We start from the raw sequence: 19,580 nt of genomic DNA on the forward strand, positions 1-19,580 counted from the left end.
GGTCGGGCGCGGTAAAAAGCGGCAACAATGCGGCCGAATATGCCGCATTTTACGGCTTAGGTGAACGGAATTGGCAAAAATGAGTACGACAAAAGAAATACGCAGCACCTTTCTCGACTATTTCGCAAGGAATGGTCATGAAAAGGTGGATAGCTCTCCGCTGGTACCGCGGAACGATCCGACCCTGCTGTTCACCAACGCGGGCATGGTGCAGTTCAAGAATGTATTCACCGGCCAGGAGAAGCGCCCCTATAACCGCGCGGTGACGACGCAGAAATGCGTGCGCGCAGGCGGCAAGCATAACGACCTTGAGAATGTCGGCTATACCGCGCGCCATCTGACCTTTTTCGAGATGCTGGGGAATTTCTCCTTCGGTGACTATTTCAAGGAACGCGCGATCGAGCTCGCCTGGAATTTGCTGACCAATGAATATGGCCTGCCGAAGGAAAAGCTGCTTGTCACCGTCTATCATGATGATGACGAGGCGGCCGGCCACTGGAAGAAAATTGCCGGACTTCCTGACGAGAAGATTATCCGCATCGCAACCTCCGATAATTTCTGGTCGATGGGCGATACCGGTCCCTGCGGTCCCTGTTCGGAGATTTTCTATGATCACGGGGAAGAGATTCCCGGCGGACCGCCCGGCAGCCCGGATGAGGATGGCGACCGCTTCATCGAAATCTGGAACCTCGTCTTCATGCAGTTCGAGCAGTTTGCGGACGGCAAGCGCGAGAGCCTGCCGCGTCCGTCCATTGATACCGGCATGGGGCTGGAACGGCTGACGGCTGTCCTGCAGGGCGTGCACACCAATTATGATATCGACCTGATGCGCCATATTATCGAGGCTTCGGCCGAGGTGTCCGGCGTTGCGCCGGATGGGGAGTTTCAGGCTTCCCATCGGGTGATCGCCGATCATTTGCGCTCCTCCGCCTTTCTGGTCGCAGACGGGGTGACGCCATCGAACGAGGGGCGGGGATATGTGCTCCGCCGGATCATGCGACGCGCCATGCGCCATGCGCATATTCTGGGCGCGAAGGACCCGATGGTCTACAAGCTGGTGCCGACCCTTATCGATGAGATGGGCGATGCCTTCCCCGAACTGCACCGGGCGCAATCACTGATCACCGAGACCCTCAAAGTCGAGGAGAACCAGTTCAAGCAGACGCTGGACCGCGGTCTCAAGCTGCTCGGCGATGCGACGGAAAAACTCGGCAGCACCGAGGCGCTTCCCGGCGATGTCGCTTTCAAGCTTTATGACACCTACGGTTTCCCGCTGGACCTGACGAAGGATATCCTGCGCGGCCAGAACCGGGGGCTGGACGAGGCCGGGTTCGATGCCGCCATGAAAAAGCAGAAGGAGGCGGCCCGCGCCGCCTGGACCGGGTCCGGTGAGGCGGCAACGGACCAGCTCTGGTTCGATCTGCATGAAAAGCTCGGCGCGACGGAATTCCTTGGCTACCAGACGGAAACGGCTGAGGGCAAGACACAGGTCGTGATCAAGGACGGCAAGGAAGTCGAAAAGGCATCCGAGGGCGATGCGGTGATGGTTGTGCTCAACCAGACCTCCTTCTATGGCGAAAGCGGCGGCCAGCAGGGCGATCATGGTGTCCTGAAAACGCCTGCCAGGTTCGAGATGAAAGTGACCGACACCCAGAAGAAACAGGATCTGGTCATCCATATCGGGAAAATCACGAAGGGTTCCCTTTCGACCGGGGACGTCGTGGAGACCCATGTCGATGGGCGGCGGCGGGCGAAGCTCCGGGCGCATCACTCGGCGACCCATCTCCTGCATGAGGCGCTGCGTCAGACACTCGGCGATCATGTGACGCAGAAAGGTTCGCTCGTGGCGGAAGACCGTCTGCGCTTCGACTTCTCGCATCAGAAACCGATGAGCGAGCCGGAACTTGCCGCCGTTGAGCGGATGGTCAACGACCGGATTCGCATCAACGCCGATGTCGCCGTTCACCTGACGACGCCGGAAGCCGCAATTGAGGCCGGGGCCATGGCGCTGTTTGGCGAGAAATACGGCGATGAGGTCCGGGTTGTCTCCATGGGCGGGCTCGACGAAGGCAAGGGCGCGGGCCGGGATTATTCGACCGAGCTGTGCGGCGGTACCCATGTCGCGCGCACCGGCGATATCGGTTTCCTCAAGATCGTGAGCGAGGGCGGCCTCGCGGCCGGTATCCGCCGGATCGAGGCGGTCGCCGGGGAAGCCGCGCTTGACTATGTCAATGCCCGCGAAAAACTGCTGGCCGAGGCGGCATCGAGCCTGAAAATCGCGCCGAGCGAGCTTGGTGCGCGTATTCAGGGGCTGCTGGAAGAGCGCAAAAAGCTGGAACGCGAGCTCGCCGATACCCGTAAAAAACTGGTCAGCGGCGGCAGTGGTCCGGCGGAAGAGGCGGAGAAGGTCGGGAACATCTCCCTGATGACCCGGTTGCTCAGCGATGTGCCGCCCAAAGACCTGAAACCGATGGCGGATGAGATCAAGAAGAAGTTGAAAAGCGGTGTGATCGTGCTGATCGCCAATAACGATGGCAAGGCGTCTATCGTTGTCAGTGTTACCGATGACCTGACCGGCGGCATCAGTGCGGTCGATCTTGTCCGCGCGGGCTCCGAGGCACTTGGTGGCAAGGGTGGCGGTGGCCGTCCCGACATGGCGCAGGCCGGCGGTCCCGACGGGGCCAAGGGGGCCGATGCCGTCGATGCCATTCGCAAGCTGATTGCCGAAGGTGAGGTTGCCGCGGCGCCTTAGGCAGCAATGCTGCCCCGATCCAATCGGGGTAGAACCGGAAAGGGGCAGCACGCCTCCCTTCGACGATCCGGTTGCCAGCCATTGACCAGCTAACCGGTAAAACGGCAAATGGCGGTTGGCTGTGTCCGAAAATGGGCAATTTCAAGGTGATTTCGGGGCGGGCATATTTTTGCCTGGCGCTTGATATGGTGCGATTTTCCAATACATATGAAGCACGCCTGCGAGGGTATGTTTAGGAATACGCCATGAACAATTTCAAGACCGGATTACTGATTGCCGCGATCACCGCGCTTTTTCTTGCCGTTGGCTTTCTGATCGGCGGCACGACGGGAATGATTATCGCCCTTGTCATTGCTATCGGCATGAACGGTTTCGCCTACTGGAATTCCGACAAGATGGTGCTCAAGATGTATGGCGCGCGTCGGGTGACGGAGAATGAGGCGCCCGCTCTCGTGCGCCTGGTAGCGGAGCTGGCCGTGCGGGCCGAGTTGCCGATGCCGAAAGTCTTCATCATGGATAATCCGCAGCCCAATGCCTTTGCGACGGGGCGCAACCCTGAAAATGCGGCGGTGGCCGTCACCAGCGGTCTGATGAAAATCCTGACACAGGAAGAACTGGCCGGTGTGATCGCTCATGAACTCGCGCATATCAGGAACCGCGATACCCTGACCATGACGGTCACGGCAACACTGGCGGGTGCGATCAGCATGCTCGCCAACTTTGCGCTTTTCTTCGGCGGCAACCGGGATAGCCGGGGCGGGATCATCGGCATGCTGGCGATCATGATCCTCGCGCCCCTCGGTGCGATGCTGGTGCAGATGGCGATCAGCCGGACACGGGAATATTCCGCGGATCATACCGGCAGTGAAATCTGCGGTAATCCGGACTGGCTGGCGAGCGCGCTTCAGAAGTTGGATAAAGCCGCCCGCGGGATCGAGAATGTGCCCGCAGAGAAGAACCCGGCCTCCGCCAGCCTGTTTATCATCAATCCCCTGCATGGACAGCGAGCCGATAACCTGTTTTCAACCCATCCCGCCACGACGAACCGGGTTCGGAAGCTGAAAGAGCTGGCCCAATCACTTATGCCCGGCAAGGGCCGCAGTGTCAGGAAGACGCGGGAGAGGGGCCTGCCGAGGGCGCGTCAGGGCACAACGCCCTACACGGACGGTCCCGCCGGGTCCGACAATTCCCCAAAGGGTCCGTGGGGCTGATCAGACGGTTTTCGGGGACTTGACGAGCGCCCGCGTCAGGAAGCGGCTCAAGTGATCGACATATTCCTGGCGGCTTTGCCCCTTGCGATAGGCCATCGGCGCGGAGAACTGGATCAGGCCCATCATGGCATGGCCGATCAGGTCCGGGTCGATATCCTCATACAGTTCCCCATTGAGGCGGGCGTCCTTCAGCCGAGAGATAAAACCGGCGGCGAAGCGGCTGCGGAGTTCTTTCGAGCTGGAATCGGTGGGATCGAAAACCTTGGTGTCGACCAGTGCCGATCGCAACAACCCCGGGTTTTGTTCGGCGAATTCCTGAATGGCGGTCAGGCTGTTACGGATATATTCCTCGAAACTGTCGACATCCGGAATACGGGCCTGGACATAGGAATGCAGATCCTCCTGCGCGGCACTTGCAAATTCCATGAAAATTTCACGCTTGTCCATGTAATGGCTGTAAAACGTGCCATGCGCGACATCGGCTTCCTTGGCGATATCCTGGGGCCGGGTTTCGTGGTATCCCTTGCTTACAAAGAGTTTGCGGGCGGCGGCGAGCAGCCGTTTGCGCTTCTCTTCTTTTCTTTTGCTGGCCCGGTCGGTTGCTAGTGTTAATTGTGGAGACTCAACCATGCGCGCTTCACCTGTTAGAATTTTTATTTTTTTCGTGTCTGCTGCTGGCAATTGTGACAACTATTTGTCAATATCCTTACAATAGCAGTCTGCCGCGATAAATAGAACAAAAAAATAACCGGAGCTTGTTGCCCAAATGTCCTCAACCATACCTTTTCGGCCATTTAGCCGGCCCTCGCCGGATATTTCCGCCAGCCGCGATCCCGATGGCAGCTGGATTATCCGAAGCAATACCGATCTTGGCAATTATGAGGCGAATATAGGCGCCTATTGGCGGGCGGCGGCGGAGCGGTTTCCCGACCGTGCGTTTCTCGTCGAATGCTCCCAGGGCGATACCTGGCCAGAGCTCAGTTATCGCACGGCGAGAGAGCAGGCCGACCGGATCAGCAGTTATTTACTTTCAAGAGGTTACGGGCCGGAAAAGTCCGTCATGATCCTCTCCGCCAACAGCTTCGCCCATGCAACCTTGATGATGGGGGCAGTGCAGGCGGGCATAACGGTGACGCAGCTTTCACCGTCATACTCCCTGGTTGGAAATGACTTTGCGAAACTCAAATATGCCGTGGAATTGACCGAGCCGGGCCTGATCTTTGCCGAGGATGGCGATGTTTACGGCGCGGCACTCGATGCCCTCGATCTGACGGGCAAGGACATTGTTACCGTTACAGGGCGGGATCACGGCGGAGTAAGGTTTGGCGCGTTGCTGGAGAATCTGGACAGCGCGGCGGTGGAGGCGGCCTTCAATGCGGTGACCGGCGATCATCTCGCCAAAATCCTGTTCACCTCTGGCTCGACCGGGATGCCGAAGGCGGTGCCCAACACCCAGCGGATGCTGTGCTCGGCGCAGAAAACGCTGGAACTCATCGCCGAAGCCCCGGACCCGGTCAATGATCCGACCCGGGTACTCGACTGGCTCCCGTGGCATCATACCTATGGCGGTAATGTCAATTTCTTCGCGATTGCAAGGGTTTGCGGTACATTGTTCATGGATGATGGAAAACCAACGCCGGGGCTGTTCAGCCGGACGATCGAGAATCTGAAGGTCATCTCCCCGTCGCGGTTCAGCACCGTGCCCGCCGCCTACAGCTATCTCGCCGACCAGATGGAGGCGGATGAGGAGCTGGGCCATGCCTTCTTCAAAAATCTCAGGATTTGTCAGTATGGCGGCGCGGCGCTGTCGCAGGAAATGTTCGAGCGGATGCAGCATCTCGCGATCAAATATACCGGCATGCGCATTCCCTTCGGCACGGGCTGGGGCGCGACCGAGACGACCGGCACCGGCACCGCCGTCCATTGGAACAGCGATCGTGTCGGCCTGATCGGCGTCCCGACACCGGGAATCACGGTGAAAATACTGCCCGCCGGAGAAAAGCTCGAAATCCGGATCAAGGGGCCGAATGTCCATACGGGATATTACAAACGCCCGGACCTGACCGAACAATATTTCGATGAGGACGGGTTCTACTGCATCGGCGATGCAGTCAAATGGGTTGACCCCGACCATCCGGAGAAGGGCATGATCTTCGATGGCCGCGTCGCCGAGGATTTCAAGCTCGCGAACGGAACCTGGGTCAGCACGGGCTCCTTGAGGCTCTCGCTCATCGACGCCCTCGATCCGCTGGCGCGCGATGTGGTCATCGCCGGGCATGACCGGGACGAAATCGGCATCCTGATCCTGCTGACCGAGGCCATGCAGAAAAAATATGCCGAACAGACGGCGGCTTTGTCCTCCGATGGCAAACGGATTGTCGCGCCGCCGCTGATTGAGTCTGTTCAGGAGAAACTCAGCCGTTATAATCAGGACAATGCCTCACCGAGCCGGCGGGTGGGTCGGGCGCTGATCCTGGCGGAACCGCTGTCGGTGGATAAGAACGAGATAACGGACAAACAATATATCAATCAGGGAGCCGTCCTTTCCAACCGAGCCGACCTCGTGGCGTTGCTGTTTAGCAGTGACGGAACGGACGGCGTAGTAAAACCGGACAATAACAAATTAACGAAAGGCGATATCGATGTCAGGAATGAACAAGCGGATACTGCTTAAATCACGGCCTGTGGGAGAGCCGACAGCGGAGAATTTCGAGCTGGTGGAAACGCCGGTCCCGACACCGGGCCAAGGCCAGTTTCGCGTCAAGGTGATCTATATGTCTCTCGACCCGTATATGCGGGGTCGCATGGGGGCAGAAAAGACTTATGCCGCCAATGCGGAGGTCGGGGAGACCATGGTCGGCGGCGGCGTCGGCGTGGTCGAGGAATCGAATAACGACCAGTTCAAGCCCGGTGACTATGTCATGTGCGCGACCGGCTGGCAGAGCTATTGCCTGTCCGACGGGACCGGCGCCATGAAGCTTGACCCTGCAAGGGCGCCCATTTCGACGGGTGTCGGTGTTCTCGGCATGCCGGGTCTGACCGCCTACTACGGCCTGCTGGAAATCGGCAAGCCGCAGCCCGGGGAAACGGTGGTGGTTGCCGCGGCCTCCGGCGCGGTTGGCGGCGTGGTCGGGCAGATCGCCAAGATCAAGGGTTGCCGCGCCATCGGGATTGCCGGATCGGCGGATAAATGCGCCTTTGTCGTCGATGAGCTCGGCTTCGATGCCTGCCTCAACTACAAATCCGCGGAATTCCCCGAGGAACTCGCCCGGGCCTGTCCTGATGGTGTTGACGTCTATTTCGAGAATGTCGGCGGCAAGGTGTTCGAGGCGGTCCTGCCGCTTTTGAATGATGATTCCCGCATGCCGGTCTGCGGCCTGATCTCGCAGTACAATATGACGGAACTGCCCGAGGGCACGAATATGCTCCCCGCGCTGATGCGCTCGGTTCTGACCCATCGTATCCTGATACAGGGCTTCATCATTTCCTATCATTTCCACCATCTGCCAGCCTTCCTCAAGGATGTCAGCGGCTGGATCAAGGAAGGAAAACTGAAATACCGCGAAGATATCGTGAAGGGGATCGAGAATGCGCCCGAGGCCTTCATGGGCCTGCTGAAGGGCAAGAATTTCGGGAAACTGCTGGTGCAGGTTGCCGACGATCCGACACGCTAGTAAACAGTCAGAAAAAGAAACCCAAACGGAAGGAAACAAGAATATGACTGCCATCACTGATTTTGTCAGCTACGAGGCGAAGGGAACGGTCGGGGTCATCACCATCGACAGCCCGCCGGTCAATGCCCTGAGCCAGAAGGTGCGCGCCGGAATCAAGGGCGGAATTGAAATGGCGGTTGCCGATGATTCGGTCACGGCCATTGTACTGGCCTGCGCCGGTCGGACCTTTATCGCCGGTGCGGACATCACCGAGTTCGGCAAGCCACCGCAGGAACCGGGGCTCAATGACGTGATCGCCACCATGGAAAGCTCGACCAAGCCGGTTGTCGCCGCCGTTCACGGCACGGCGCTTGGCGGCGGGCTGGAGACAGCGCTTGGCTGTCATTACCGGGTGGCAAACCCCACCGCCAAGGTCGGCCTTCCGGAAGTCAAGCTCGGCATTCTTCCCGGCGCGGGCGGAACACAGCGCCTGCCGCGGGTTGTCGGCGTGCCGATGGCACTTGAGATGATTACCTCGGGCAACCCCATCGGGGCCAAGAAGGCTTTGGAAGTCGGGCTTGTCGATGAGGTCGTCGAGGGTGATTTGACCGAGGGGGCGATTGCCTTTGCGAAAAAGGTCGCGGCGGAGGGCCGTCCGCTCGTCAAGATCAGCGAACAGAACGACAAGCTGGCGGAGGCAAAGAAAAACCCGGCCATCTTTGATGAGTTCCGCAAAAAGAATGCCCGCAAGTTCCGTGGGTTCGAGGCGCCGGAAAACTGCATCAAGGCGGTGCAGGCATCGGTCGATCTGCCGTTCCCGGACGGCCTCAAGCGGGAGCGCGAGCTGTTCATGGAACTGATGGGTGGCGAACAGGCGAAGGCGCAGCAGTATTTCTTCTTCTCCGAACGGCTCGCCAACAAGATCCCGGATGTGCCGAAAGACACCCCGCTGATCGATATCAACACGGCGGGCATCGTCGGCGCGGGCACAATGGGCGGCGGCATCGCCATGAACTTTCTGCAGGCCGGTATCCCGGTGACGATTGTCGAAACCACGCAGGAGGCGCTCGACAAGGGCATCAGCGTCATCAAGTCGAACTATGCCGCCACCGTCTCCAAGGGCCGGCTCACACAGGAAGCAATGGACAAATACATGTCGCTCCTGACCGGCAGCACCAATCTTGAGGACCTTAAGGACGTCGATATCGTCATTGAGGCGATTTTCGAGAATATGGACGTCAAGAAAGAGGTTTTCGGCAAGCTCGACAAGATCTGCAAGCAGGGCGCGATTTTGGCGACGAACACCTCGACCCTCAATATCGATGAGATCGGCGAGGCAACCTCACGCCCCGAATATGTCATCGGCCTGCATTTCTTCAGCCCAGCGAATGTCATGCGCCTGCTGGAGGAAGTGCGGACGAAAAAGACGAGCGCCACGGTCATGGCCACCTGCATGGCGCTTGCGAAACGGATCGGCAAGGTGCCGGCCATGGTCGGCGTCTGCGACGGCTTCGTCGGCAACCGTATGCTCGCCAAGCGCGGCGATCAGGCGGCACAGCTCATCCTTGAAGGCGCGAAGGTCGAGGATGTCGACCGCGTGCTCTATGATTTCGGCTTCCCGATGGGTCCGTTTGCCATGTCCGATCTTGCGGGTAACGATGTCGGCTGGCGTATCCGTCAGGGCCGGGGCGTCACCAGCCCGGTCGCCGATGCGATCTGCGAGCTTGGCCGGTTCGGACAGAAAACGGGCGATGGCTACTACCACTATGAAAAGGGCAGCCGCACGCCGCAGCCGGACCCGATTGTCGAGGATATCATCGTCAAGGCGGCCCGCGATGCCGGGATCAACCGGCGGCAGGTGTCGGATGAGGAAATCCTCAAGCGTTGCATCTATCCGATGATCAACGAGGCGGCGAAAATCCTCGAAGAGGGCATCGCCACCCGCGCGAGCGATATCGATGTCATCTGGGTCTATGGTTATGGCTGGCCGATCTATCGCGGTGGGCCGATGCGCTACGCCGATCATATCGGCCTTGAAAACATCTATAACGACCTGCTGAAATTCAGGGAAGAGCATGGGGACGAATGGACCCCGGCGCCGCTCCTTGAGAAGCTGGCCAAGGAAGGCAAGGGGTTCAAGGATCTCTAGGCCGTCCTTCTGCACGGGAAACCCCGCCTATGTGGCGGGGTTTTTTGCTTTATGCTCCCGGTAGATCACATAGCCGACGGGAATTAGCGCGAGAGAGAAAAACAGGCAGGCGATCAGGAAGCAGTCCTGAAAGGTGCGGGCGAGAGCGTCCAGTGTCTCGGCCTTGCTCAAATGCGACGTATGTGCCGCCGTCATCATGTCCGCCTGGTAATGGGCCGTGCGGGCGGTGATCAGCACGGCGATGACATTGACCCCCGTACTGCCGCCCAGCATCCGGCAGAAATTGAGCGCGCCGGAAGCCTGTGGCACCTGTTCCGGGCGCATGCAGGACAGCGACAGGGTGTTGTTGGAGGGCATGATCAGCCCGAGCGCACCACGGCTTACCATCAGCCAGCCGGCGACAAACCAGAAACTGCTAAACTGGTCCGCATAGCTGATCGCGTAGGAGGATCCGATAAACAGCAGCACACCGGTCAGCAGCAGGCGGTGCGGCGGCATCTTGTCCACCATCCGCCCGGCAAGCGGAGAGATGAGGGCGAGGGTCAGTCCGCCTGGCAGCAGCATAAGGCCGGCATTTGTCGCGTTTGCCTCCAACACCGTTCGCGCATAGAGCGGCAGCATATAGATGCTGGAAAACATACCGGCGCTGACGATCGCGGCAATCAAAACGGTCGAGGTGAAATAGAGGTTGCGGAACATATCGAGACGGAGCAGCGGTGCCCGGCTCTTGCGCTCCCTCAGGATAAAGAGGGTCAGGCCGGTAAGGGCGATAGAGAGGAAGACAATCACCTTCGGATCGGTGAAGCCGTGAAACTGGCTTTCCGACAGGCCGTTCAGGAAGCTGGCAACCGTAATGGCGATCAGCAGGAAGCTGATATAGTTGAAGCGGCTGAAGGACTTCTCATCGCGGGTGTCGGGGAGGAATTTCCAGCCCAGAAATCCCCCGATAAAGGAGAGGGGCAGCGCCGCCGTAAAGGTATAATGCCAGTCCAGGCTGTCGGTGATAATGCCGCCAAGCGTCGGGCCGATGGCCGGACCGAGGACGATCACCATGCTGAAGGTGCCAAGGGCCGTGCCCCGCTTTTCATGCGGAAACAGCAGAAAGACAAGTGCCATGGTCAGCGGCTGCAGAATGCCCGCGCCGGAGCCCTGCAGCACCCGCGCCAATACCAGCAGGCCATATTCCGGTGCGAACTGACCGAGCATGCTGCCGCTGAAGAAGAGGGCGGTCGCCAGCATGAAGGCGGGCCGGACCCCGAAGTTATACATCAGCCAGGCGGAGGACAGCATGCAGATGGTCGAGGCGCTCAAATAGGCCGTCGACATCCACTGTGCCGACGCCTGCGTGATATCGTAGTCCGCCATGATATTGGTCAGTGCGACATTGACCATGGTCGAGGAAAAGATACTGGACAGCAGCCCGATAATAACCGCGAGGACGGCAATCCATTTATAGCTGGCGCCGTATTTCCTCTCCAGATATCGGTTTCGGGGTGTGGTCATTTTACGAGCCGGAAAACTCCTCCCGGACCGCCTTGTTATGCTCTCCGAGACCTGGGATGGCTCCGTACTTCTTGTCCTCTCCCGTCAGATGAATGGGGGAGGCGAGCAGATTGACCGGGCCCGAAGGGCTGTCGACGACGTTGCGTTCAAGCTGCGGATGCTTCGACAGGTCGGCGACACTGTTGAGCGCGCCGAAGGCGATGCGTCCTGCCTGCAGCCGCTCGATCACCTCGGATCGCGGCAGACTGCCGAACACCTTGTCGATTTCCGCATTGAGGGCAGGGCGGTTGCTGACCCTGAGTTCGTTCGTACAAAAGCGCGGATCATCGGCAAGGGCGGCATTCTTGAGGGCATGTTCACAGAGATTGCGCCATTCGGTCTGGTTCTGGATCGAGATGACGACGGGTCCGCCTTCCTTCGTCTCATAGGCTTCGTAAGGTGCGATGGACGGATGGGAAAGGCCGCCGCGCCCCGGAGCCTTGCCGCCATATTCCTGATGCAGCAGCGGGACCGTCATCCAGTCCGCCATGCCGGCAAAGAGCGTTGATTTGATGGCGCGCCCCTTGCCCGTCCGTTCCCGTTCATAGAGGGCCTCCAGCACGCCGACAAGGCCATGCATCCCGGCGGCGATATCGCAGACGGACACGCCGACGCGGCCCGGTCCTTCCGGTGATCCGGTGACCATGGCAAGGCCCGTCTCGCTCTGGACCAGCATGTCATAGGCCTTCATTTTCGAATAGGGCCCTTCTTCTCCATAACCGGAGATATCGACGGTGATCAGGCGCGGATTTTCGGCCTGCAGCGCGTCACTCCCAAGGCCGTAGCGTGCCGCCGTGCCGGGCGCGAGATTCTGGATAAAAACATCGGCTCCGGAAATAATTTTCTTCAGAAAATCAAGGTCTTCAGCGACTTTTATGTCAAGCTGGATTGACTCCTTTCCCCGGTTGAGCCAGACGAAATAGGCGCTCATCCCATGAACGACCGTATCATAGTTTCGGGCGAAATCGCCTTCGGGCCGCTCGACCTTGATCACCCGCGCCCCGGCATCGGCGAGGCGGCAGGAAAGATAGGGGGCGGCAACCGCCTGTTCAAGGGAGACGACAAGGATTCCGTCAAGGGGTCCGGGCATGATCGGCTTCTTTTTTGATTTTTCTAAGGGACCCTATCTATGCCCCGCGACGGGAAAAGAATCAATAGGCCGTTACCCTTTCCATATGGACAGAATGCGGCTGAGATGAGCGTGCGGCAGGCCCGTTTCTTCGTGCCAGTCATTGAAGGCCGCCTGCACGGTGGCGCGATCCGTCTTTGAGGTCAGCTTGCCGCTTGCAACCTTCAGCCGGTTGAGTGCCTCGACCACATCCGCCGTCAGGATAAAGCCGTCCTTTCCCATCATCCGGAGGAAATAGGGACCGGAATTACCGCCGAGCTGCTTGAACCGGATCTTGAGTTCATCCCAGAGCGCAATGATATTCTCGACCGGCCAGTCGGCGATATAGTCGCCGATGGAACCGTGTTGTTTCGCAATCTCGACAAGGGCGAGGGCATTATGGTGGGTGGCGTGGATCTTGCCGAGATGGCGGATAATCGCCGTATTCTCCATAAGGCCCGCAATGTCATCCTCGGTCATGAAGGCAACGCGGGAGGGTTCGAAGCCGTGAAATGCCTCCTCAAACGCGGGCCATTTGTTCCGGACCATGGTCTGGTTCAGCCCGGTCGAGAAGATGCGAAAGCTCATGGCGGAAAAATACTCGGCGGCGGGAATGGCGCGCAGCTCGGCCTCTGTTTTAAGCGCGGGCATCCGGGCGGCGAGCTCGTCCGCGCCACCGGCCGCCTGTTCCGCTTCTTTACGGATCTTGTCAAATGATATCATCGGGCCCTCCTTGATCGATGGCGACAGAATAGCCCGAACTTGTGCGCACCGCTACGCCGTAAATCCGGCTTTGGACAAGGGCAGTTCCCGGACGCGCTCCCCGGTGGCGGCGAAGATGGCGTTGGCAAGGGCCGGGGCGATGGGCGGAGTACCGGGCTCGCCGATCCCGCCCATGCGGCGTCTGCTCGGCGCGAGATGCACCTCGATGTCCGGACAGTTCGCGAGGCGGACCATCTCGTAATCGGGGAAATTGCCATTAATGACCACGCCGTTCTCGATCTCAATCTCGCCATAGAGCGCTGCCGTCAGGCCGAAGATGATCCCGCCTTCCATCTGCGCCGTTACCGTGTCGGGATTGACGACCGTGCCGCAATCCACCACGCAGAATACCTTATCTACGGTGAGGGCCTTGTCCGCGCCGACCGTCACCTCGACAACCTGCCCGACGATCGAGCCATAGGATTCATGCAGGGCCACGCCGCGTCCGCGTCCCGCCGCGAGCGGAGCATCCCAGGCGCTCACCTGCACCAGTTTCTTCAATACCGTGGAAAAATCCGGATGTGTCGTCAGATGGGCAAAGCGGAAGGCGACCGGGTCCTGCCCGGCGGCATGGGCCATCTCATCCATGAAGGATTCGGTGAAAAAGGCGTTGTAGGAATGGCCGACGCTCCGCCAGAAGCCCACCGGCACCAGTAGTTCCACCGGCACATGATCGACCCGCAGGTTCGGAAATTCATAAGGCAGGTCCGCCGCACCCTCGGCGGTGGTGTTGTCCGATCTGTCCATCGTCATCCAGGGCAGGAGACGGGCAGTGAAGGACCCGCCGACCGATTGGCTGACGATCCGGTTGTCCCAGCCCGCCATCTTGCCGCCGCTATCAAGACTGCCGCGAAAGCGGGAGAGGGCGGCCGGGCGGTACATGTCATGCTGCATGTCATCCTCGCGCGTCCATTGCAGCTTGACCGGACGGCCTTTCATTTCCCTGGCGATGGCGACCGCCATGACCGCGAGGTCGATTTCGGCCCGCCGCCCGAAACCCCCGCCGAGATAGGGCGTGTGGATCCTGATATTCTCGGAATCGATATCCACGAGATCGCCAGCATACCATTTCATCAGGGTCGGCGCCTGATTGGGCATCCAGATATCCAGCGTCTCGTCGGTCAGCAGGGCCGTGCAGTTCATCGGTTCCATGCAGGCATGGGCGAGATAGGGAACCTTGTAAATCGCCTCGATCGTCGGCGGCGATTCCTCAAACGCGGTTTTGACATCGCCCGCTTCGGCATAGTCGCGGGCATCGCCGTCTTGCAGTTTTTCTTCCAGCCGCGCCATGATGCTGGCAGATGAATACTCTTTTGCTGGCCCTTCCGTAAAGACGGGATCAAGCGCCTCCACCGCCGATTTCGCGCGCCAGAAGCTGTCGGCGACAACAGCGACGGCATTTTCGAGCGGGACGACTTTGAGCACGCCGGGCATTTCCATCGCCGGGGCGGGATCATGGCTTTCAAGGGTTCCATCCAGGGTCGGGGCCAGGCGGACAGCGGCATGGACCATGCCATCAAGCATGATGTCGGTACCGAAAACGGCGCTGCCGTCGACCTTGGCGGGAATATCAAGGCGCTTTTGCGGCGTGCCGATCAGCTTGAACTCGCTGGCGTCCTTCAGCTTCGGCTCGATGGAGACGGCCTCTTCGGCGGCGGCAGCAACGAACTCGCCATAGCTGCCTTCGCGGCCTTCCTCGCGGTGGCTGATAATGCCGTTCCTGACCTCGCATTCGCTGGCGGGCACGCCCCAGCTTTTCGCGGCGGCGCTGACCAGCATGGCCTTCGCCATCGCCCCGGCCTGCCGCATGGGCGCCCAGGCATCGCGGACCGAGGTGCTGCCGCCGGTGACCTGAACCCCGAGCAGGCGACCGACTTTCTCCATGGCCCAGGCGCCGACGGTATCCTCGCCCTTGTGATAGCCGTCATTGAAGGGCAGCGAGTCCTGTATCAGGGTGATATTCGCATAGACATCATCGACCGGCGACTGCTCGGCGGTGACATCGGCGAAATAGACATCCATTTCCTCGGCGACCAGCATGGCAAGCGCGGTATAGACGCCCTGTCCCATTTCCGAGCGGGGAATGGCGACGGTGACCTTGCCGTCCTGATCGACCTTGACCCAGGCATTGAGGGCGATTTCGCCTTCATCGGTGGTGGCGCGAAGGGCAGCGCTGTCGCGATGATTGCCATCGAAGCTGCAACCGACGGCAAGGCCGCCGCCGACGAGAGCGCCCGCCACCATGAAATTGCGCCGCGTAAGCGTGAAATTGCTCATTGGGTCCCGCCTTGCAGTTCAATCGCGCGGCGGATGGCTTTTCGGATACGCGGATAGGTGCCGCAGCGGCAAATATTGGTGATGTTCTCCGCAATCTCGGCATCGCTGGGGTTCGGGTTATCGCGCAGAAAGGCGGAGACCGCCATGATCAGGCCGGACTGGCAATATCCGCATTGCGGCACCTGCTCGTCGATCCATGCCTGCTGCACCGGATGAAGCTTGTCGGTTGCCATGCCCTCGATTGTCGTGATTTTTGCGCCCACTGCATCCACGGCGAGATAACCGCAGGAGCGCACCGCCTCGCCATCCACATGAACGGTGCAGGCGCCGCAGGCGGAAATCCCGCAGCCATATTTGGTGCCGGTCAGCTTCGCGGTATCGCGCAGGGCCCAGAGAAGCGGAGTATCCTCCTCCACCTCCAGTTCGTGCATCGTCCCATTTATGTCGAGCTTGATCATCGGGCTCCGTCCGTCACTTCCGGAAAACAGGCATGAATAATAGAATATGTTGCCGGAATTCTCCATGACAACCCGTGAAGGTGTCATATTTGTGGCTGGCCACCAGCGGGATTAGGCCGCGCCGTCCTCGATCGCCTTCAGGAAGGTCGAGCCGTATTTCTCCAGCTTGCTGCGGCCGACGCCCTGCAATTCCCCGAAGGCCGTAAGCGACTGGGGCTTGAGCGCCGCCATCTCGATCAATGTCCGGTCATGGAAAATAACATAGGGCGGGACATTCTGTTCTTTTGCGAGGGTAAGGCGGACGGATTTCAGAAGGTTGAACAGTGCCTCCTCATGGGCGTTAGAAAAATTGCGGGATGGTTTCGCCGTCGACTTCTCGCCCTTCGGCCGCGCCGGGCTCTTTTTCAGCTCCAGCGTTACGTCCCCTTTGAGAACCGGGCGGCAGCTCTCGTCCAGCGACAGGCCGCCATACCCCTCCATATCGACATTGAGCAGCCCATGGGCGAGCAGCTGGCGGAAGATCGATTGCCAGTCCGGGCGGCTGATCCCCTTGCCCATGCCATAGGTGCTGAGGCGGTCATGGCCGAATTTGCGGATTTTCTCGGTTTCCGCGCCAAAGAGGATATCGATGATATGACCGGCGCCGAACATCTCGCCGCTCCTGTATATACAGGAGAGGGCCATCTGCGCCGCTTCCGTGGCATCGAAAAGATCGGCCGGTTCCAGACAGTTGTCGCAGTTGCCGCAGGTTTCGGGCGGATCCTCCCCGAAATATTTCAGGATCAGGTAACGTCGGCAGAGCGCGCTTTCGCAGAACTGCAAAAGCGATTCGAGCTTCGTGCGGTCCAGCTGCTGCTGGGCGAGCGTCTTGTCCGGGTTCTGCATCAGGAACTTGAGTTTCGCCACATCCTGAAGGCCATAGGCAAGCCAGGCATCGGCGGGCAAGCCGTCGCGCCCGGCGCGGCCTGTCTCCTGATAATAGCTCTCCATATTCTTCGGCAGGTCCAGATGGGCGACGAAGCGCACATCCGGCTTGTCGATCCCCATGCCGAAGGCGATGGTCGCGACGATGATCACCGCATCCTCCTTCAGGAAGCGTGCCTGCGTCGCCTGCCGTGTCTCCGCTTCCAGCCCGGCGTGATAAGGGAGCGCAATGCGTCCCGTCGCGGCAATCTTCGCGGCGACCTGCTCCACCTTCTTGCGGGACATGCAATAGACAATACCCGCATCCTCGTTATGTTCGGTCTTGATGAAATCGAGCAGCTGCGCCGTGCCATTGGTCTTGGTTGTCAGGCGGTAACAGATATTCGGCCGGTCGAATCCGGCGCGATAAATTTCCCCATAAGAAAGGCCAAGCCGCTCGACGATATCCTTCTCCGTCGGCTCATCCGCCGTGGCGGTAAGGGCGAGGCGCGGCACATTCGGGAACTTCTCGTGCAGGACAGCAAGGCGGAGATACTCGGGGCGGAAATCATGGCCCCATTGCGAGACACAATGCGCCTCGTCAATCGCGAAGAGAGAAATCTCAGAGCGTGAGACAAGATCAAGAAAACCGCCCGCAAACAGCCGTTCCGGCGCAATATAGAGGAGTTTGAGCTCGCCGTTCAGGAAGGCGGTCCGGACCCTTTCCTGTTCCTCCAGGCTATGGGCGGAATTAAGCGCCGCCGCCGCGATGCCGAGCTGTTGCAGGGCTTCCACCTGGTTCTGCATCAGGGCGATCAACGGCGAAATGACGATGGCCGTTCCCTCCATGCAGAGCGCCGGGATCTGGTAGCAGAGCGACTTGCCGCCACCCGTCGGCATGAGGACGAGGGCGTCTCGCTTGGCAATGATATGATCGATAATGTCGGCCTGGTCCCCCCGGAACGCGGGATAGCCGAAAACGGAGGTGAGAATCTGGACAGGGTTACGCAACATACCCCTTTATACAGTCATCCTGTCGCCGATCAATGGGGGATTGGCGGACGGAGGCGGGTTATTCGCCTTCGCCGGTTGGTGAGGTCAGCCGCGCTGCTTCAGCTGTTCCTTGAGCGCCTGTATTTCGAGGGCGGCTTCGGCGAGGAGTGATTTCAGACGCTGGTTTTCCTCGTCAACTTTTTTAAGGCGGCTTATTTCCTGGGCGCCGCTCTGCTCGGCCCGTTTTTTCCAGCGGTAGAGTGTCGCCCGGGAAACATCATGGGCCTTTGCTGTCTCTTCCATCGTCCGGCCGCCGGCCAGTTCCTGAAGGATCATGTTGATCTCCTGCTGAGTATAACTTTTGCGTTCCATGAGACTGAACGTCCTCGATTGAATGTTTTTACCGTGCCATCATGCCTCAGCTTTCCGTTGTCGTTTCATATCCGTTGCCGTCGCCAGCGAGAGGGCTGTCCTACTTCTTCCCGAGTTCATTGACCACCGCCTGGAGGGCGGCGAGATTTTCCGGTATGGCGCTGCCGGCGATCAGATCCTGCGAGGCCTTCGCCGCCGCGGCCGGATCGGAACTCAGCAACTGCTTGGATGCTGCGATGGTAATGGCGTTATGTATCGAATAGCTATGTTGCTGTTGCGCGATGACGTTCTGAAGCGCGAGCCCGACTGAGTGGGCCATCTGCTGATACAGAATGGCCATTGCCTCGGATGGGGCATCCCCCAGGACGCTTAAATTCGTCTGCGCGATGGCGCCCGTTATCTGGCTGTTTACAAATGACTCTGATGGCATTGCCGCTCTCCTGTTGTCCTTCTGGGTTGTCCGGGTGATACGATTTTATCGGGACGCTAAGGCTTCAGCGGTGTCTGCGGCGGGGCGTGGGGCGGCGTTGCCGCCGTCGGGCGGGCGGCCGGTTGCAGCGCATGGCTGTTATGGTGGAAATGGTGGGTGGCCAGCGGATAGCGCGATTGGTTTAGTACGCCCGCCGTGCTGCGTCCGGCTGTCGCCGAAGAGAGCGCCAGCAGCGATTGCAGGTTCTGCGCCGTTGACGCCAGGCTGAGGCTGTAGTTGTTCTGCTGGTTTGCCACTGCATTCTGCATGGAGGTGCCCACGGCCTGCGCCGTGGTCTGGTAAAGGGTGCCCAGTGATTGGGCCGGCGCAAGGCCGATATTCATCACATTCGTCTGGGTGATGGCATCGGTGATCTGGCTGTTCACCGACTTTGTCTGTTCCGATGTCTTGGTTGCGGTCATGGGCTTATCCTGTTGCGATCGATGCGGCCGCCGGGTCGAATACTACGCTTCTGCCACCCCGGGCGACAAAGGCGCAATATTCGATATACCGGTGAGAATAAAGCTGTTCTCAGGCAGCGGGGTTATGTGTTGAATTTTGGGGCGTTCGGGTTCTCCTGGCGAAAGCTCGACAGGACGCCTTTCAACGCCGCCATGGTTTCGGCGACCGGGTTGCCGCTCAGGATTTCCTGAGTAGACTTGCCTTCCGCTGCGACATCCAGGGTATACAGCAGGCTGACCGCCCCGGTAACCACAGCAGAATCGATGGAATTCTTATGCTGCTGGTTGGCGACCATATTCTGCATCGACATACCTGTGGACTGTGCGAGCATCTGGTACAGCATGCCCATTGATTCCGCCGGGGCATCGCCCAGCACCTTGACGTTTGTCTGGGTGACTGAATCGGTGATCTGGCTGTTCATCCAAGTATTATCCGCCATTATCTAACTCCTTTATCTTTCATGTCCTTG

At 59.5% G+C, this 19,580-nt stretch carries 16 protein-coding genes; 5 read left to right on the forward strand and 11 right to left on the reverse strand.

All coding sequences use genetic code 11. The features are described from left to right. The first annotated feature begins 79 nt into the window (after positions 1 to 79). A complete protein-coding gene (gene alaS / locus AAC599_RS06660; protein WP_340149629.1) occupies positions 80 to 2,752 on the forward strand; it encodes an alanine--tRNA ligase in 2,673 nt (890 codons plus the stop codon). Positions 2,753 to 2,997: 245 nt separating this feature from the next. After that, positions 2,998 to 3,963: a zinc metalloprotease HtpX gene (htpX, locus tag AAC599_RS06665; protein WP_340149630.1), complete on the forward strand. Its 966-nt coding sequence runs from the start codon at positions 2,998 to 3,000 to the stop codon at positions 3,961 to 3,963. On the opposite strand, the gene AAC599_RS06670 is transcribed toward htpX, so the two are convergent. Next, the gene (locus tag AAC599_RS06670) at positions 3,964 to 4,593 is read right to left on the reverse strand and encodes a TetR/AcrR family transcriptional regulator (RefSeq protein WP_340149631.1); all 630 of its coding nucleotides are present in this window, start codon (positions 4,591 to 4,593) and stop codon (positions 3,964 to 3,966) included. Positions 4,594 to 4,729: 136 nt separating this feature from the next. Between AAC599_RS06670 and AAC599_RS06675 the strand changes: the two genes are divergently transcribed. Genes AAC599_RS06675 through AAC599_RS06685 form a run of 3 tightly spaced genes read left to right on the forward strand, consistent with a single transcriptional unit; the run spans position 4,730 to position 9,765 of the window. Next, the gene (locus AAC599_RS06675) at positions 4,730 to 6,637 is read left to right on the forward strand and encodes an AMP-binding protein (RefSeq protein WP_340149632.1); all 1,908 of its coding nucleotides are present in this window, start codon (positions 4,730 to 4,732) and stop codon (positions 6,635 to 6,637) included. Beyond that, entirely contained in the window at positions 6,606 to 7,637 is a 1,032-nt protein-coding gene (locus AAC599_RS06680) for an NADP-dependent oxidoreductase (RefSeq protein ID WP_340149633.1), read from the forward strand. Before AAC599_RS06675 ends, AAC599_RS06680 begins: the two co-directional genes overlap by 32 nt. Before the next feature lie 43 nt (positions 7,638 to 7,680). Continuing rightward, positions 7,681 to 9,765 carry a 3-hydroxyacyl-CoA dehydrogenase NAD-binding domain-containing protein gene (locus AAC599_RS06685; protein ID WP_340149634.1) on the forward strand — a complete coding sequence of 695 codons (2,085 nt, stop codon included), beginning with the start codon at positions 7,681 to 7,683 and terminating at the stop codon, positions 9,763 to 9,765. A gap of 27 nt (positions 9,766 to 9,792) precedes the next feature. Here AAC599_RS06685 and AAC599_RS06690 read toward each other — a convergent pair whose 3' ends face one another. From AAC599_RS06690 to AAC599_RS06735, 10 genes are all read right to left on the reverse strand, one after another. Continuing rightward, positions 9,793 to 11,268 carry a DHA2 family efflux MFS transporter permease subunit gene (locus AAC599_RS06690; RefSeq protein ID WP_340149635.1) on the reverse strand — a complete coding sequence of 492 codons (1,476 nt, stop codon included), beginning with the start codon at positions 11,266 to 11,268 and terminating at the stop codon, positions 9,793 to 9,795. A 1-nt stretch (position 11,269) separates the two neighbouring features. Then, complete coding sequence (locus AAC599_RS06695; protein ID WP_340149636.1) at positions 11,270 to 12,397, reverse strand: CaiB/BaiF CoA-transferase family protein; 1,128 nt, start codon at positions 12,395 to 12,397, stop codon at positions 11,270 to 11,272. 72 nt (positions 12,398 to 12,469) lie between these two features. Beyond that, positions 12,470 to 13,138: a DNA-3-methyladenine glycosylase I gene (locus AAC599_RS06700; RefSeq protein WP_340149637.1), complete on the reverse strand. Its 669-nt coding sequence runs from the start codon at positions 13,136 to 13,138 to the stop codon at positions 12,470 to 12,472. A 51-nt stretch (positions 13,139 to 13,189) separates the two neighbouring features. Then, the gene (locus tag AAC599_RS06705; protein WP_340149638.1) at positions 13,190 to 15,454 is read right to left on the reverse strand and encodes a xanthine dehydrogenase family protein molybdopterin-binding subunit; all 2,265 of its coding nucleotides are present in this window, start codon (positions 15,452 to 15,454) and stop codon (positions 13,190 to 13,192) included. Next, a complete protein-coding gene (locus AAC599_RS06710) occupies positions 15,451 to 15,999 on the reverse strand; it encodes a (2Fe-2S)-binding protein (protein WP_340149639.1) in 549 nt (182 codons plus the stop codon). Before AAC599_RS06710 ends, AAC599_RS06705 begins: the two co-directional genes overlap by 4 nt. 24 nt (positions 16,000 to 16,023) lie before the next feature. Next, on the reverse strand, positions 16,024 to 17,829 hold the full coding sequence (recQ, locus tag AAC599_RS06715) for a DNA helicase RecQ (RefSeq protein WP_340149640.1): 1,806 nt from the start codon (positions 17,827 to 17,829) through the stop codon (positions 16,024 to 16,026). A gap of 84 nt (positions 17,830 to 17,913) precedes the next feature. Then, on the reverse strand, positions 17,914 to 18,180 hold the full coding sequence (locus AAC599_RS06720; RefSeq protein WP_340149641.1) for a transposase: 267 nt from the start codon (positions 18,178 to 18,180) through the stop codon (positions 17,914 to 17,916). A gap of 100 nt (positions 18,181 to 18,280) precedes the next feature. After that, positions 18,281 to 18,610: a RebB family R body protein gene (locus tag AAC599_RS06725; RefSeq protein WP_340149642.1), complete on the reverse strand. Its 330-nt coding sequence runs from the start codon at positions 18,608 to 18,610 to the stop codon at positions 18,281 to 18,283. Positions 18,611 to 18,666: 56 nt separating this feature from the next. Further along, positions 18,667 to 19,071, reverse strand: coding sequence for a RebB family R body protein (locus AAC599_RS06730; protein WP_340149643.1), 405 nt, complete (start codon positions 19,069 to 19,071; stop codon positions 18,667 to 18,669). A 122-nt stretch (positions 19,072 to 19,193) separates the two neighbouring features. After that, on the reverse strand, positions 19,194 to 19,550 hold the full coding sequence (locus AAC599_RS06735; RefSeq protein WP_340149644.1) for a RebB family R body protein: 357 nt from the start codon (positions 19,548 to 19,550) through the stop codon (positions 19,194 to 19,196). Positions 19,551 to 19,580 lie beyond the last annotated feature (30 nt).

This window comes from uncultured Sneathiella sp., from assembly GCF_963976355.1.
Taxonomy (GTDB): Bacteria; Pseudomonadota; Alphaproteobacteria; order Sneathiellales; family Sneathiellaceae; genus Sneathiella.